The sequence below is a fragment of the Bradyrhizobium sp. genome (assembly GCF_017881085.1).
Taxonomy (GTDB): Bacteria; Pseudomonadota; Alphaproteobacteria; order Rhizobiales; family Xanthobacteraceae; genus Bradyrhizobium.
Genome location: NZ_JADGRI010000100.1, coordinates 1 through 15,548 on the forward strand (window position 1 = coordinate 1; position 15,548 = coordinate 15,548).

Annotated in this window: 20 protein-coding genes; 4 read left to right on the plus strand and 16 right to left on the minus strand. The window is 63.1% G+C overall.

The genetic code is table 11. The features are described from left to right. Both QZ213_RS11970 and QZ213_RS11975 read left to right on the plus strand, forming a co-directional pair. A partial coding sequence (locus QZ213_RS11970; RefSeq protein WP_291686281.1) for a DUF3551 domain-containing protein occupies positions 1-221 on the plus strand: 221 nt, incomplete at its 5' end. A gap of 26 nt (positions 222-247) precedes the next feature. Next, positions 248-514: a DUF3551 domain-containing protein gene (locus QZ213_RS11975; RefSeq protein ID WP_291686282.1), complete on the plus strand. Its 267-nt coding sequence runs from the start codon at positions 248-250 to the stop codon at positions 512-514. A 1-nt stretch (position 515) separates the two neighbouring features. Here QZ213_RS11975 and QZ213_RS11980 read toward each other — a convergent pair whose 3' ends face one another. The 9 genes from QZ213_RS11980 to QZ213_RS12020 form a co-directional block, all read right to left on the minus strand. Continuing rightward, positions 516-1,214 (minus strand): ABC transporter ATP-binding protein, encoded by a 699-nt coding sequence (locus tag QZ213_RS11980; protein ID WP_291686283.1) that lies wholly within the window; start codon positions 1,212-1,214, stop codon positions 516-518. An 8-nt stretch (positions 1,215-1,222) separates the two neighbouring features. Then, complete coding sequence (locus QZ213_RS11985) at positions 1,223-2,503, minus strand: lipoprotein-releasing ABC transporter permease subunit (RefSeq protein ID WP_291686284.1); 1,281 nt, start codon at positions 2,501-2,503, stop codon at positions 1,223-1,225. A 75-nt stretch (positions 2,504-2,578) separates the two neighbouring features. Then, on the minus strand, positions 2,579-3,898 hold the full coding sequence (proS, locus tag QZ213_RS11990; RefSeq protein WP_291686285.1) for a proline--tRNA ligase: 1,320 nt from the start codon (positions 3,896-3,898) through the stop codon (positions 2,579-2,581). 185 nt (positions 3,899-4,083) lie between these two features. After that, positions 4,084-4,440: a hypothetical protein gene (locus QZ213_RS11995; protein ID WP_291686286.1), complete on the minus strand. Its 357-nt coding sequence runs from the start codon at positions 4,438-4,440 to the stop codon at positions 4,084-4,086. A 36-nt stretch (positions 4,441-4,476) separates the two neighbouring features. Beyond that, on the minus strand, positions 4,477-4,998 hold the full coding sequence (locus QZ213_RS12000) for a copper chaperone PCu(A)C (RefSeq protein WP_291686287.1): 522 nt from the start codon (positions 4,996-4,998) through the stop codon (positions 4,477-4,479). A gap of 82 nt (positions 4,999-5,080) precedes the next feature. Then, on the minus strand, positions 5,081-5,998 hold the full coding sequence (copD, locus tag QZ213_RS12005) for a copper homeostasis membrane protein CopD (RefSeq protein ID WP_291686288.1): 918 nt from the start codon (positions 5,996-5,998) through the stop codon (positions 5,081-5,083). A gap of 36 nt (positions 5,999-6,034) precedes the next feature. Then, on the minus strand, positions 6,035-6,391 hold the full coding sequence (locus QZ213_RS12010) for a copper resistance CopC family protein (RefSeq protein ID WP_291686289.1): 357 nt from the start codon (positions 6,389-6,391) through the stop codon (positions 6,035-6,037). Between the two features lie 2 nt (positions 6,392-6,393). Further along, positions 6,394-7,398, minus strand: a complete 1,005-nt coding sequence (locus QZ213_RS12015; protein ID WP_291686290.1) for a hypothetical protein — start codon at positions 7,396-7,398, stop codon at positions 6,394-6,396. Positions 7,399-7,457: 59 nt separating this feature from the next. Next, on the minus strand, positions 7,458-7,838 hold the full coding sequence (locus tag QZ213_RS12020; protein WP_291686291.1) for a DUF2946 family protein: 381 nt from the start codon (positions 7,836-7,838) through the stop codon (positions 7,458-7,460). Between the two features lie 142 nt (positions 7,839-7,980). Between QZ213_RS12020 and QZ213_RS12025 the strand changes: the two genes are divergently transcribed. Next, entirely contained in the window at positions 7,981-8,694 is a 714-nt protein-coding gene (locus QZ213_RS12025) for a sulfite exporter TauE/SafE family protein (RefSeq protein ID WP_291686292.1), read from the plus strand. A gap of 664 nt (positions 8,695-9,358) precedes the next feature. After that, entirely contained in the window at positions 9,359-9,775 is a 417-nt protein-coding gene (locus QZ213_RS12030; RefSeq protein WP_291686300.1) for a globin, read from the plus strand. A 2-nt stretch (positions 9,776-9,777) separates the two neighbouring features. On the opposite strand, the gene QZ213_RS12035 is transcribed toward QZ213_RS12030, so the two are convergent. The 7 genes from QZ213_RS12035 to QZ213_RS12065 all read right to left on the minus strand — a co-directional run. Beyond that, on the minus strand, positions 9,778-10,125 hold the full coding sequence (locus tag QZ213_RS12035) for a hypothetical protein (RefSeq protein WP_291686293.1): 348 nt from the start codon (positions 10,123-10,125) through the stop codon (positions 9,778-9,780). Positions 10,126-10,151: 26 nt separating this feature from the next. Further along, a complete protein-coding gene (locus tag QZ213_RS12040; RefSeq protein ID WP_291686294.1) occupies positions 10,152-10,427 on the minus strand; it encodes a DUF1467 family protein in 276 nt (91 codons plus the stop codon). Between the two features lie 6 nt (positions 10,428-10,433). Beyond that, entirely contained in the window at positions 10,434-10,838 is a 405-nt protein-coding gene (gene mce / locus QZ213_RS12045) for a methylmalonyl-CoA epimerase (protein ID WP_291686295.1), read from the minus strand. A 21-nt stretch (positions 10,839-10,859) separates the two neighbouring features. Continuing rightward, a complete protein-coding gene (locus QZ213_RS12050) occupies positions 10,860-12,530 on the minus strand; it encodes a ribonuclease J (protein ID WP_291686296.1) in 1,671 nt (556 codons plus the stop codon). After that, positions 12,530-13,342, minus strand: coding sequence for a biotin--[acetyl-CoA-carboxylase] ligase (locus QZ213_RS12055; RefSeq protein WP_291686297.1), 813 nt, complete (start codon positions 13,340-13,342; stop codon positions 12,530-12,532). Before QZ213_RS12055 ends, QZ213_RS12050 begins: the two co-directional genes overlap by 1 nt. Next, positions 13,343-14,773 (minus strand): NADH-quinone oxidoreductase subunit NuoN, encoded by a 1,431-nt coding sequence (nuoN, locus tag QZ213_RS12060; protein WP_291686298.1) that lies wholly within the window; start codon positions 14,771-14,773, stop codon positions 13,343-13,345. Between the two features lie 25 nt (positions 14,774-14,798). Further along, positions 14,799-15,548 (minus strand): NADH-quinone oxidoreductase subunit M (locus tag QZ213_RS12065; protein ID WP_291686299.1); only part of this gene is annotated, 750 nt, incomplete at its 5' end.

A 15,548-nucleotide genomic window follows, 5' to 3' on the forward strand; every position in this document is an offset into this window, starting at 1 on the left:
CGGCCGCTCCGGCCCGGGCGCAGACCTATGATCCGCATTATCCGGTTTGCATGCACGTCGTTGGCCTCGGTTCCTCCTACGACGACTGCAGTTTCGTCACGCTGGCGCAATGCACGCAGTCGGCTTCCGGGCGCGCGGCCCAGTGCAACATCAACCCGTATTACGCGGGCGGAAGAGACGCGCTCGCGCGAAGTGACCGGCGCTACCGCCGCGCCTATTAGATCAATCGATCCCGACGAGCTGACGGATGCGGATTCCAACGTTGGCAATTCTGGCGATCGGGATGGTTTCGGCGGCCGTGCCGGCCCGGGCGCAGACCTATGACCCGGCTTTTCCGGTTTGCATGCACGTCATCCAGTTCGAAACCGCCTACGAGGATTGCCGCTACTACACGATGGACCAATGCCGGGCGTCGGCCTCCGGCCGCGCGGCCATGTGCAACATCAACCCGTATTACGCGGGGGCTAAGACCTCACCGGGACGACACGACCAGCGGCATCGCCGAGTCTATTAGATCAATCCAGCTCTACGACCTCGCCGTCGACCAGCGACACCCGGCGGTCCATCCGGCCGGCCAACTCCATGTTGTGGGTCGCGATCAGCATCGCCACCCGCGTCGCCTTGACGAGTTGCATCAGCGCGCCGAATACGTGATCGGCGGTATGCGGGTCGAGATTCCCGGTCGGTTCATCTGCCAGCAGCGCCCGCGGCGCATTCGCCACCGCGCGCGCGATCGCCACCCGCTGCTGCTCGCCGCCGGACAGCTCCGCCGGCCGGTGCTTGATGCGCTCGCCGAGACCCAGATAGGCCAGGATTTCCGTGGCCCGCTTCACCGTCTCGGACCGTCTCAGCCCGCGGATCATCTGCGGCAGCATGACATTTTCGAGCGCCGAGAACTCCGGCAACAGCCGGTGCGACTGATAGACGAAGCCGATATCGGTGCGGCGGATCTGGGTTCGCTCGACGTCGGATAGTCCCGACGTCGCAGTACCGCCGACGTAAACTTCGCCGTCGTCGGGGCTCTCCAGGAGGCCCGCGATATGCAGAAGCGTCGATTTGCCCGCGCCCGACGGCGCCACCAGCGCGACCGACTGCCCCGCCCACAGCGCGAGCTTGGCGCCGTTGAGGATCGTCAGCGTCGTCTCGCCCTGCATGTACTGGCGCTTTATCTCGTGGAGATAAATGACCGGTACATCTTCCGTCCCCTGCTCCATCTTTTCCCTCACTCGTACCGGAGCGCTTCGACGGGATCGAGGCGCGCGGCACGCCAGGACGGATAGAGCGTGGCGAGGAAGGACAGCGTCAGCGCCATGATCACGACGGCTGAGGTCTCGCCGAAATCGATCTCGGCCGGCAGCTTGGACAGGAAGTAAAGCTCCGGCGAGAACAATTCGGTATTGGTCAGCCAAGACAGGAATTGCCGGATCGATTCGATGTTCAGGCAAATCAGAAGACCGACGAACAGCCCGGTCAATGTGCCGACCACACCGATCGCGGCTCCCGTGATCAGGAAGATCCGCATGATCGAGCCCTGCGAGGCGCCCATGGTGCGCAGGATCGCGATATCGCTGCCCTTGTCCTTGACCAGCATGATCAGGCCCGAAACGATGTTCAGCGCCGCCACCAGCACGATCATGGTGAGGATCAGGAACATCACGTTGCGTTCGACCTGGAGCGCATTGAAGAAGGTCGAATTGCGCTGGCGCCAGTCGACCAGGAAGATCGGCCGCCCGGCCGCTTCGGTCACGCTCTTGCGGAAGCCGTCGATCCGGTCGGGATTGGTGGTGAACACCTCGATCGCGGTGACGTCATTGTTGCGGTTGAAATAGGCCTGCGCTTCCGAAAGCGGCATGAACACGAAGCTCGCGTCATATTCCGACATGCCGATCTCGAACACCGCAGCGATCCTGTACGGTTTTATGCGCGGCGTCGTGCCCATCGGCGTCACGGCGCCCTTCGGCGAAACCAGGGTGATCATGTCGCCGGCGTGCAGCGACAGCGTATCGGCGAGCCGGCGGCCGATCGCGACGCCCTGCCCGTCGTCAAAGCCCTCGAGCGAGCCCTGCTTGATATTCTTGGCGATCGAGGTGAGGTTGTTGAGATCGTCGGCGCGGATGCCGCGAATGAAGACACCGGCCGCATTGAACGGCGAGGATCCCAGTCCCTGGCCGTCCACGACAGGCGCGGCCAGCCGGATGCCCCGAACCTGGCTGATGCGCTCGGCGACGTCCTTCCAGTCGGTCAGCGGCGATTCCAGCGGCTGCACCAGCAGATGGCCGTTGAGGCCGAGGATCTTGTCCAGCAGTTCCTTGCGGAAGCCGTTCATCACGGCCATCACGATGATCAGCGTGGCGACGCCGAGCATGATGCCGAGGAAGGAGAAACCGGCGATGACGGAGATGAAGCCTTCCTTGCGACGTGCCCGCAAATAGCGTCCGGACAGCAGCCATTCGAATGGCGCGAAAGGTGGGGTTCGAACTGGCTCGCTCATAGCTTCATCCATAGTCCGATTTTCACACGATTCGGGCCAATTGTGGCCGCAGCGCCTAATATCCGAATACGCGTAGTGGATAATTCCTCACGCGGTCAGCCGCGCCATGACATCCGCCGGGCTGAGATTCTCGCGCGACCCGTCGCTGCGCCGCTTGAGTTCGAGCTTGCCTTCGGCGAGGCCCTTCGGCCCCACCAGAATCTGCCAGGGTACGCCGATCAGGTCGGCGGCGGCGAACTTGGCGCCGGCGCGCTGGTCGGTATCGTCGTAGAGCACCTCGACGCCCTTGGCCGAAAGCTCCTGGTAGAGCTTTTCGCAGGCGGCGTCGGTGGCCTGGTCGCCCTGCTTCAAATTCAGGATCACCGCATGGAACGGCGCGACCGCCTCCGGCCATTTGATGCCAGCGTCGTCATGGCAGGCCTCGATGATGGCGCCGACCAGGCGCGAGACGCCGACCCCGTAGGAGCCGCCATGGATCGGTACGTCGACGCCATCGGCGCCGGCGACCAACGCTTTCATGGAGTCCGAATATTTGGTGCCGAAGTAGAAGATCTGGCCGACCTCGATGCCGCGGGTGTGCACCCTCTTCTCGCTGGGCACTTCGCGGTCGAAGCGCGCGGCGTCGTGGACGTCCTCGGTCGCGGCATAGACCGAGGTCCATTGCTTGATGATCGGGGTAAGATCGCCCTCGTAGTCGATATCATCGCCGGGCACCGGCAGATCGAGCACGTCGCTGTCGCAATAGACCGCGGACTCGCCGGTCTCCGCGAGCACGATGAATTCATGGCTGAGATCGCCGCCTATCGGGCCGGTTTCGGCGCGCATCGGGATCGCCTTCAATCCCATCCGCGCAAAGGTGCGCAAATAGGCGACGAACATCTTGTTGTAGGCGCGCCGTGCCGCAGCCTCGTCGATGTCGAAGGAATAGGCGTCCTTCATCAGGAATTCGCGGCCGCGCATGACCCCGAAACGCGGGCGCTGCTCGTCGCGGAATTTCCACTGGATGTGGTAGAGATTGAGCGGCAGGCTCTTGTACGATTTCACGTAAGCGCGAAAAATCTCGGTGATCATTTCCTCGTTGGTCGGCCCGTACAAGAGCTCGCGCTTGTGCCGGTCGGTGATGCGCAGCATTTCCGGACCATAGGCATCATAGCGGCCGCTTTCGCGCCAGAGGTCGGCAAGCTGCAAGGTCGGCATCAGCAATTCCAGCGCGCCGGCGCGGTCCTGCTCCTCGCGGACGATCTGCTCGATCTTCTTCAGCACGCGAAAGCCCAGCGGCAGCCAGGCGTAGATGCCCGCCGCTTCCTGCCGCATCATGCCCGCGCGCAGCATAAGCCGATGCGAGACGATCTCCGCCTCTTTCGGATTCTCTTTGAGGATGGGCAGAAAGAACCGCGATAATCGCATGGGCACACCAGTAGAATCGGTCAGGCACGGGAAGCCAGCAGTGAAACCGGATCGGGTGCGAAAACACAAGGGCGGGGATGAGGAAAACCCGCTAAGCGCTCGGATTTCCTGCCGTTTTACGGACGAGTTTGAGGGCGCGAATAAGGCACGATCGGTCACAAACGCCGGATCGGCGAAAATGCCCCTCAGGGCGCCGGTACCTCGAAATCGTCTTCCAGCGCGATCTTCTGGAAGGCCGTCACCGCCTCGATGCGCAGGTGCCAGCGGCCCGCTCGCGCGACCGGCACCTCGGCCACGAGCCAATAGCCGTCGGCGCCCGGCGTGGCCTTGCGCTCCAGCACTTCGAGGCCGCTCCCGGGCGGGCTCAGGACCATCGTGGCTGCCTTGACCGGCAGCGGATTTCCCTCACCGGACATCAGTTGCAGCACGAAATCGTCGGTGCCGACCGTGCCCGGTGAAATCAGCACCTGGAACATCGCACGCTCGGAATGGATGTGGAGGGCGAGCGGCTCGGCCGCCGCCAGCCGGCACGCCGCCAGCATGACGGCCGCCGCGGCCGGCCCCAGGCATCAGCGGTCTCACATCTTCATGCCGGAATGATCGGGCATCTCTTTCATGTCCATGTGACCGCCGGCGTCGTGGCCGGGCGCCTGCGCGCCCACGCCCGCCACGTCGAACGAGACCTGCACCTTGCCGGCCTTTTCGAACTGCAGCGTGACCGGCAGTTTTTCGCCCTGCTTGAGCGGGCCCTTGAGATCGAACATCATCAGATGATAGCCGCCCGGCGCCAATTTTACCGTTTTACCGGGCTCGATCGAGAGGCCCTTGTCGAGCGGGCGCATCGTCATCACGCCGTCGTTCATGGTCATTTCGTGGACCTCGATCTTGCCGGCGACATCGGCCGAGCCGCCGATCAGCCGGTCCGGCGTGGAGCCCTTGTTCTCGATGGTCAGATAGCCGCCGCCGATCTTCGCGCCGCCCGGCGTGGCCCGGCTCCAGGCTTGCGTGATCACGAGGTCGCCGGCCCTGACCTCCTCGGCCCGCGCGGGTGCGGCGAGAAAAAAACAGAGCATCGCGACCGCGGCGATTGCGCCGGTCATCGATAGCAGCGCCGGTCTTTTCATTGCTTCTTTTATTTGCATTTTTAGTCCTCTTGGTGGAGCACGATTGCCCGACGCGGTGTTACAGAAGATGGAGGGCGGGATGCAGCGTGCCGAGCATCCCGACGAGTGCGAAGATCGCAAATCCCAAACCGATCTCGACGAAGCTGTTGCGCGCCAGTTTTTGAAGCGCTTCGCGTTGGTTCCCCGACGCGGCCGCAAGCTGCGGCGTCAGGGCGAACCGGTTGACGGCGGCGAACGCCAGCATGAGCGCGAAAACACCCAGCTTGATCGCCAGGACCTGGCCATATTCGGTGACCAGCAGCGCGTGAAACGAGCCGACAAGAATCCAGGCATTGACGACGCCAGTCACCACGAGCGTCGCGACACAGACGATGCCCAATGTCGAAAACCTTCGGGTCGCGTCGCGGGCAAGCGATGCCGATGCGGCGGCATCCCGCCGAACGGAGGCGAGCAGCAGCGTCAGCGGCAGCAGGCCGCCGACCCAGCTCGCCGCGGCAACGAGATGCAGCGCATCGGCCGCGAGATGCAGGTTCCCGAGTTCGCCAGGCGTCGAGGCGGCGTGCCCGGTCCACGCGATCGAAGCGGTGAGGCCGAGAGCCGCCGCGAGCGCGAGCCAGACCGCCATCGGAAGACGGTCAAACGCCAGGCAAGCGGCCAGAAAGATCGCGAGCACGCTGCGCATTTCCGTCACCACCCCGAATTGCGTCTGGTTCAATACCGTCGACAGCACCTGCGACGTCATCGCCTCGCCCAACGGCAGTCCGCTCATCGAAGCGGCCTGGAGCGACAGCCAAGCCGCCCCGGACAAAAGCGCGACGGCGAGAGCGATCGAGGCCACACGCAAGCTTTGCGTCCGCAACATCCTGGCGACCGGCTGCTCCGACAGCGAGGCAGGCTTCGCCACCACTGTGCCAAAGACAAGGGTGCCCGCGACGACTGCGGTCGCAGCGAAATGTATCCCGCGAACCGCGATCAAGGGTCCTCCTGCTGCGAACCAGTCCATCGAACGCGCCTACTGACCGACTTGGAAGGTAAAATTGCCTTCGGTCGTGTGCGAGTCCACTGAAAGCACGTGCCACTTCACGTGATAGGTTCCACTGCCGCCCGGGCGCAACGAGACCGCCATCTGGCTGCCTTCGACACGGGTTTTGCCGGTATCGACGCGTTTGCCTGCGGAATCGGTCACGGTGATGCTGCTGAACGCCGGCTCCAACTGCTGGGTGAACCAAAGCGTGACCTCAGGCGGCGGCGTCGCAACCGTGTTGCCGACACGCGGTTCGGCGTGGTCGAGCGTGGCATGCGCGGAAGCCTCGCCCATGGCGAGCAACAGCAGGAGTGGGATTATTCCTGAGAGAGATGAGCGTCGCATGATCAATTCCCTGCAAAACGTTTTGTGGGCTGCACCGCATTGCCGAAGATCGGCTTGCCAATGCCGCGCGGATCGATGTCGTCAAGATAGAAATGCAACTGCGCGATCACGCCGACATTGCTGCCGCTTTGCCGGTTGATCGGAATCAGCGCCTCGATCCCGACCTGAAAGGTATTGCCGACCCAGATCACGCCGGGATTGATGGTGCCCGTCGTCATCGTCCCCGAGGTCAGTGTATTGCCCACTGGCGTCTGCAAATTGGCTTCGACCAGCGGAATCAGATGATTGATGAAATCCGGCAGGCCGAGATCCACCACCGCCGATTTCAGATAAGGCATGCTGTATTGAATGGTCCCACCCCAGTTCAGAACGCGCGGATGGAATTCGGTATCGACCGTCGGGTCGCCGCTGTCGGGATCGACGCCGAAGGTGGTGGTCGAATTCCGGCCGGGAATCGCGTAGCCGACCTGGCCGGTGATCGCGACCGGCCTGATCCAGGAATACGTATCGGGAAGATCGCCGAGCCCTTTGCCGAAATACACGGTCGGCGTGTAGGTATTGAACGGATCGGCGCCGACGCTGGCAACACCGCTGCCGCCCCATTCGACGGAAAGACCGACCGACATCACGAACTCATGCTCCGGGTTCTTGTAGACGCGGTATTTGAACGTCGTCTCCCAGTTCTGGAATCCGTTGGCGGCTGTCCCGGTCGGGCCGCCCGGCCGACTGAGAAAACTGTAGGTCGGGCTGACGGATATCGCGAAGTCTTCAGTGATCCGTTTGGCGAATTCAGCGGAGAAATCGCGCTGCCGAAAGGAAGGATCGTCGCCGGTCTTGAAACTGGAGACGGTGGGAAACGCCAACTCGTCGTTGACTCCGGGATCGTCGATTCCGAGGGTTGCAGGGAAAAAGCGATTGCCTGCGATTTCGTGGGCAAAGCTTTCGCTGATGGGAATAAGCGCGATGGCGAGCCCTGAAAGGCCCGCGCGCGCGAGACGGATAGACATGAAATTCTCCGCAAGTGCCGAGTTCGTGAACGCATGAAAACGGCCGATGGCCGTCAAGTTCACGCGGACAGCGGCGGTGCGCGGGCCTGGGCGTTCGAGCCGACGCGAACGGCCGGCATTGGGTCAGCGGCTTCCAGCCAGGAGAGGCGCTGGTACTGACGCTGCAGCGTGACGAAGACGAGCGGCGGCGGCTGAAGCGCCGTGCCGCCGCCATGACCGCCTGCGCAAAACGCGCAGCAATCTCCGTTGTGATGCTGCGTCCTGGCCGGGGCCATCTGCGCATCATCGGTCGCGGCGCCCATGTCGGAGCAGATCGATGCCATATAGAGGGGATCGTTGACGGCATAGGCGAACGCGCGAAACGCCGCAATCGGCGCAAACAATTGCACCGTGATCGCAAGCAGCACGATCGGAATGAGCAGTTCCAGCCGCCGTCGCATGATTATCCCTAAAACATCGCAATCCTCCTACCACCCGTCCCCTGATCTGTCGAGATCGCCTCTCAAAGGCGGTTTGACGCAGCGCAAAGAGCGGGCGGCGAGGTCGGATAGGGTTCGCATCCATCCACCCATGGATATTCCGATGTTCGACTTCGACCAACCGCTGGTTTTTGCCGGATTGCTGCTGGGGCTGTCGTCGAGCCTGCACTGTTTCGGCATGTGCTCCGGCATCGCCGCGAGCCTGCATTTCGCTTCCGGCCTCGATCCCAAGCGGCCCGCGCGCGATCTCGTGGCGACGACGTTGCTGATCAATGCCGGACGGATCACCGGCTATGTGATCGCGGGCTCGCTCGTCGGCGCCATGGGATCAGGCATCTTCGGCGTATTCGATCACTCGACCAGTCACGCGGTGCTTCGTTGGGCGGCAGCTGCGGCGCTCGGCTGGATCGGTCTTTCCATGCTCGAGATCGTGCCGCTCCCGGCCATGCTCTATCGGGTTGCCTCCCACGTCAGCCGTTTCATGGACTCCGTCGCGCGCGCGGCACGCTTGCCGGCATCGATGGGGCTGTTCCTCAGCGGCGCGGTCTGGGGTTTCCTTCCTTGCGCCATGGTCTACGCCGCGCTGTTCTACGCGATGCTATCCGGTTCCGGGATCGGCGGGGCCGTCGTGATGGCCGGCTTCGGCGTCGGCACCTTGCCGGTGCTGATCGCTTCCGGCCTCGGGCTTCCGCTGCTCCGCCGCCGGGCGACCTCGGTGTGGCTGCGCAACGCGGTCGGGGTTGCCATCATCATGGTCGGCATCGTCAGCGCCGGCGTGACGCCGACGAATTTCGTAGCGTGGTGCCGGTCCGGTTGATGCTTAGGGTGACGCAGGAGTTAGACAAACTCACTGCCGCCCGCCGCAGATCACATTGTCAAATCCGCGCCACTGACGAGCCGGCACTTCTGACGTCAACCTGTGGGTGCCGAGCACCTGAACAAATTAAATCCGAACCGCGGCGATATCTGATGCGACGATAACCGCGGAGGAATTCCTTTAAATCCGTGCCGGCGGGTCATGCTGGCATGCCAAATGTATACCTGCATTTTCCTGCTGTTTTCTGCTCCAAATTGACGTCCGATAGTTAATCGCCGCGAACGGCTGCAACTCGCAGTGGCAAAATCCCAATCATTTCGCAAATTGCTCGAATTTTGAACAATCGTTGCTGAAAATGGTGACAAGACGAAAAAAGTGGTCTACGAGTGCGGGCTCAGGCTGGCCGAGAGGCTCAAGTCTGGTGGTCCAAGTCTCGGGAGGAGCCCTGGCGCGCACAAGCAGCGTCGCCCCGTCAATCAAGATCAAATCCAATTCTCGGGGATACAAAAGGGTCGACACAATTTTCAGAGCAGGGCTTTACCGCCCTGCTCTTTTTTCTTTGGAGCAGGCTTCTCGCGCCGTTCGCTTTTTTCGAAATGTTTTTTCTTTCGCGATGTCGCGAAAAACGTTTCACTCCCATTCGGTTCACGACGCAGCGGAAGCGATGGCGCCAACCAATCTGATCGAGCACAGCTTTGAACTGGCTGCGGAGCACTGCGAGGATTTGACGCCGCTGGTGTATCGCCGCCTGTTTGGCGCGCATCCCGAGGCCGAAGCCATGTTCCGGAGCGAGGGAAGCGAACTCGTCAAGGGCTCGATGCTGGCGCTCGCCATCGACGCGATTCTCGATTTCGCCGGCGAGCGCAGCGGGCACTTTCGCCTGATCGAATGCGAGGTGGCCTCGCACGACGGTTACGGCACGCCGCGAAAACTGTTCGGCGAATTTTTCGGCATGATCGCCGATACCCTGCGCGAGCTTCTGGGCAGCGACTGGTCGCCGGAAATGGAACAGGCGTGGCGAGGACTACTCGTTGAGATCGATGAGGTCGTTGCGCAAAGCGAATTGCCAATCGAAGGCTGATTTCAATCCCGGTCGAGGAAATTCGAACCGATGTCGGCCTTCTTCTTGACCGGATCGTAATCGCAATAGACGCCGTCAGCGACCAGCGTGAAGCGCGCACTTACCGTGTACTTGTCAAGCTTTACGCCGTTCAGGCCGATGACTGCGGTCTTGCTCCCGCCATTCCATTTGAACGGGGTCGAGCTCGGCGCCTTCTCGCAGGCCGCGACGGCTTCGGCGAAGACATAGCCTTCGACAAACGCTTTCACGGTCCGCAGCTGGGTCGCCAATCGCCAGTCGATGTAGAAGGCCCCGGCGAGGCCGGCAATCGTCAGAATCAAAAGCCCGACAACGATTCTTTGAAACGTCATTTGCGCTTCCCCAAAGCCCTAAACGATCAGTACGGAAACCCCATCAGCCTGGACAACCGCTCGACATTGAGAAGGCCGGCGCTGTAGGCCAGCCACGAGAGCGCGAAAATGACGGCGGAGATCACCGTGGTCCAGATCAACTTGCGGCCCAACCCGGGTACAACAGGCGCACCGGGATCGGTGCCGGGCGCGCCCTCCCCGTCCTCGTGCTGGCTGCGCACGCCGAACGGCAGCGTCAGGAACAGGGTGATCCACCACATCACGAAGTAGATCGCAAACGCCGTTGAGATTGTAGAGGCCATCTGCCGTCAGGCCTGCTCGATTTCGACGAGCGCGCCGGAAAAATCCTTCGGGTGCAGGAACAGCACCGGCTTGCCATGGGCGCCGATCTTTGGCGTGCCGTCGCCAAGCACCCGCGCGCCTTCCCTGATCAGGGTATCGCGCGCCGCGATGATGTCGGGCACGTCATAGCAGATGTGGTGGATGCCGCCGTCGGCATTGCGCTCGAGAAATTTTGCGATCGGCGACGCCTCGCCGAGCGGCTGGATGAATTCGATCTTGGTGTTGGGCAGCGTCACGAACACGGTAATGACGCCGTGCTCGGGCAGCGGCACGGCCGCCGAAATATCGGCCCCGAACGCCGCGCCATAGATTTTGGCGGCCTTCTCGGCGTCCTTGACCGCGATCGCCACATGATTGAGCCGGCCCAGCATGATGCTCCTCCGCCTTCGACCTTAAACAGTCAGAACGTGAACGTAGCACAGGGGCTTCTTGCCCCAATGCTCGTTGATCACGGCGCGCACGGCGCGGCGCACCGACTCCGCCGTGGCGTCGGGATCGCGACGCCGCGCCCGCGGCAGGCCCTCCACGATCGACACCACGGCGTCGAACACGATCTCGTCGATGACCTCGCCGGCCGTATTCTTCTCGGGGATGCCGACCAGATCAACCTCGGGATCGTCGGCCAGTTCGCCTTTTTCGGTCATGGCGATCGCGACAAAGGCGCAACCGGCGAAGGCCAGTTTCTTCCGTTCGACCACGGCGCGCGACTTGGCCTCCTCCAGGATCGAGCCGTCCTTGTAGAGCCGTCCCGACGGCAGTTGCTCGATGATCCCGGGGTCGCCCGGCCCCAGCTTCACCAGATCGCCATCCCTGCAGATCAGCGTCTTCGGCACGCCGGCGGCGCGCGCCAGCTTTGCGTGTTCGAACAAATGCAGGGCCTCGCCGTGCACGGGGATCAGGAGTTGCGGACGCACCCACGAAATCATGTCGCGCAGTTCGTCCCGGCGCGGATGTCCGGAGACGTGGACGAGATGGGTGCGGTCGGTGATGACCTCGATGCCCTGCGTCACCAGGCCGTTGATGATGGCGCCCACCGCCTTCTCGTTGCCGGGAATGGTGCGCGAGGAAAAGATCACGCAATCGCCCTTGTTCAGCGTCACCTGCGGATGATCGTCATTGGCGATGCGCGACAGCGCCGCGCGCGGCTCGCCCTGGCTTCCCGTGCACAGTGCCACCACCTTGTCCGGCGGAAAATGACCGTAGAGATCGGCGCCGCGGAAATTTTGCACCCCATTGAGGTAGCCTGTTTCGCGCGCCACCTGTACCACGCGCTCCATGGCGCGGCCGACCACCACCACTTCGCGGCCGACGGCCTTTGCCGCATCCGCGACCGCGCGCAGCCGCGCGACGTTGGAAGCAAAGGTCGTCACGGCGACGCGCCCCTTCGCCGCTTTCATCAGCTCGGTGATGGTTTTGGCGACTTCGGTCTCCGACGGCGAGCGCCCTTCCCGCACCGCATTGGTGGAATCGCCGATCAGCGCCAGCACGCCGGCGTCGCCGAGTTCACGCAACCGCCGCTCGTCGGTCGGCTTGCCGATGATCGGCGTCGGATCGATCTTCCAGTCGCCAGTGTGCAGCACGGTGCCGGCGGAGGTGTGGATCGCCAGCGCGTGGGATTCCGGAATCGAATGCGCCACCGGAATGAACTCGACATTGAACGGACCGAGGTCGATGCGGCTGCCGGACTTGACCACCGTCACCGGAATCTTCGGCGGATTGCGCTCGGACGCGCATTTGGCCTCGAACAGCGCGGCGCTGAACTGGGTGGCGTAGATCGGGCATTTCAGCTTCGGCCAGAGGTCGATGATGGCGCCGAAATGGTCCTCGTGGGCGTGCGTCAGCACCAGCGCGACCAGGTTCTTGCGCTCCTTTTCGAGGAAGCGGATGTCGGGCATGATCAGGTCGATGCCCGGTAGATGCTCCTCGTCGCCGAAGGAGACGCCGAGATCGACCGCCAGCCAGGAGCGCTGGTGGCGGTTGCCGAGGCCGTAGATCGACAGGTTCATGCCGATCTCGCCGACGCCGCCGAGCGGTGCAAAGGTTAGTTCGTCCGGGCGCGCCATCAGGCTGTCCCCGCCGAGGCCGCCGAGCCGAAATAGACGTCGCCCGCCGAGATCGGGACCTGCTTGCCGCCTGATGTCCGGACGATCATGCAGCCGGTCTCATCGATTCCGTCGAACGTCCCCTCCACGGTGGCGCCGCCGGTGTGGATCGCGACCGCCTGCCCCAGTCCCGCGGCGCGCTCCAGCCATAGCCCGCGGATTTCGCCAAAACCGCGCCCGTTGTCCCAGATGCCGCGGAACCCGGCCCAGGCGTCCGACAGTTCGGCAAACAGTTCTTCCGCGCCGATATGGATCCCCAGCGCCTTAAGCGAGGTCGCCGGCGTCGGCGTGCCCTCGGGTGCGGCGACGACATTGGTGCCGATCCCAACCACGACGGCCAGGCCACCGTTGGCCACCGCCTCCGCTTCCAGCAGGATGCCGGCGAGCTTTTGGCGCCCCGCCAGCACGTCATTGGGCCATTTCAGCGAAAATTTCATATCGTCCGATCCCGCTGACCTCAGCGATGCCTCAATGCTGACCCGTCGCAGCGCCGCCTCCAGCGCGAGCCCGGCGGCAAAGCCGAGCGTCGCCGCCACCGCAGGCGATACGTCGATCACCTCCAGGATGCTGCTGGCGAGGTTACCACGCTGCGCGATCCAGGGGCGATGCCGCCGGCCCCGTCCCGCGGTTTGTTCCGAAGTCACGAACCAGGTTGGCCCGCGCTCACCGTTCCGGGTGCGCTCCATCGCTTCCGCGTTGGTCGAGCCGATCTGGTCGAAGGCGGCGAGCCGGTAACCCGCCGATACGGCTCGTGGACCGAGCGTGAATGCCATCTAGAACAGCGACTTCGCCGCCGCCGTCGCGACGCTGACCAGCGGGCCCGGATAGACGAAGAAGAAGATGTTGAACAGGCCCGCCACCGCCAGCACTGTGCGCAGTTCCACGCGCATCGGATCGAGCTTGATCAGCGGCTCGTCGAAATACATCACCTTGACGATGGAGAGATAGTAATACGCGCCGACCACGCTGGTGAGTACACCGACCACAGACAGCGTGAATAGCCCGGCCTTGATCGCCGCCACGAACACGTACCATTTGGCGAAGAAGCCCGCGAGCGGCGGAACGCCGGCCAGCGAAAACAACAGCATCGCGAAGAAGAATGCCAAGAGCGGATTGGTGCGCGACAGTCCCGCGAAATCGCTGATGTTCTCAAAATGCTGGCCGTTGCGCTTGATGGTCAGGATGACGGCGAAGCTGCCGAGCGTCATCGCCACATAGATCGAGATGTAGACCAGCACGCCCTGTGCGCCTTCCGCGGTACCGGCAGCGAGCCCGACCAGGGCAAACCCCATGTGGCCGATCGAGGAATAGGCCATCAGCCGCTTGATGTTCTTTTGCCCGATGGCGGCGAACGATCCCAGCGCCATCGAGGCGATCGACACGAACACCACGATCTGCTGCCATTGCGGTACGATGCCCGGGAACGCGGTCAGCGCCACCCGCGTAAATACCGCAAGGGCTGCGACCTTCGGCGCGGATGCGAAGAACGCGGTGACCGGCGTCGGCGCGCCCTCATAGACGTCGGGCGTCCACATGTGGAACGGCACCGCCGATATCTTGAAGCAAAGCCCGGCGAGCAGGAACACCAGGCCGAATACGATGCCGATGCTGCCGGTTTTCACCGCGGCCGCAATCCCGGCGAAGCTGACGGTGCCGGTGAAGCCGTAGATCAGCGAGGCGCCGTACAGCAGCATGCCCGACGACAGCGCGCCGAGGACGAAATACTTCAGGCCGGCTTCGGTCGACTTGGCGTTGTCGCGATTGCTGGCGGCGACCACGTAGAGCGCGAGCGACATCAGCTCGAGCCCGAGATAGAGCATGATGAGGTCGCCGGCCGAGATCAGCACCATCATGCCGACCGTGGAGAGCAGCACCAGGATGGAATATTCGAAGATACGCCGCGACTGATCGGCCAGGTATTCGATCGAAAGAACCAGCGTCGCGATCGAGCCGATCAGCGCGAGGATTTTCAGGAATTTTGCGAAATCGTCGACGATGAAGCTGCCGCCGAAGGTCTTGCCGACCGGCACCCACAGCTCCAGTACGCCGGTCACGACCAGCAGACAAACCGCAAGGCCGGTGACAAGGCCGGTGGTCTGCGGCCCGCGATAGGCGCCCAGCATCAGCAGCCCCATCGCGCCCACGGCCAGCACGAGCTCCGGCAGCACGGGCAGCAACTGATAACCTGCACTCTCAAAGCTCATGGCGCGTTGCCCCGATCCAGTTCGATCACTGCAGAAGCGCGGCCGCTTTCACGGCCGTCACTGCGGTGTTGTAGTTGTTGACGAGTTGCTGCACCGACGACGCCGACATGTCGAGCACCGGCTTGGGGTAGAACCCGAACAGGAGGGTAAGCGCCACCAGCGGCACCATGATGAGGCCCTCGCGGAAGGTGAGATCCTTGATGGTTGCCAGCGACGGCTTTGTCAAAGCGCCGAACACGACCTTGCGATACAGCCACAGCGCATAGGCCGCCGACAGGATCACGCCCGTCGTGGCGAAGGTGGCGGTCGGGATCGAGACCTTGAAGGTACCGACCAGGGTCATGAACTCGCCGACGAAGCCGCTGGTGCCGGGCAGCCCGACATTGGCCATGGTGAAGACCATGAACACCAGCGCGTAAAGCGGCATACGGTTGACCAGCCCACCATAGGCCGTGATCTCGCGGGTATGCAGGCGGTCGTAGATGATGCCGACGCAAAGGAACAGCGCCCCCGACACGATGCCGTGCGACACCATCTGGAACACGCCGCCGGCGACGCCCTGCGTGGTGCCGGCGAAAATGCCCATGGTGACGAAGCCCATATGCGCCACCGACGAATAGGCGATCAGCTTCTTGATGTCTTCCTGCATCAAGGCCACCAGCGAGGTGTAGATGATGGCAATCACCGACAGCGAGAAGATCAGCGGCGCGAAATCATGCGAAGCCAGCGGGAACATCGGCAGCGAGAAGCGCAGGAAGCCGTAGCCGCCCATCTT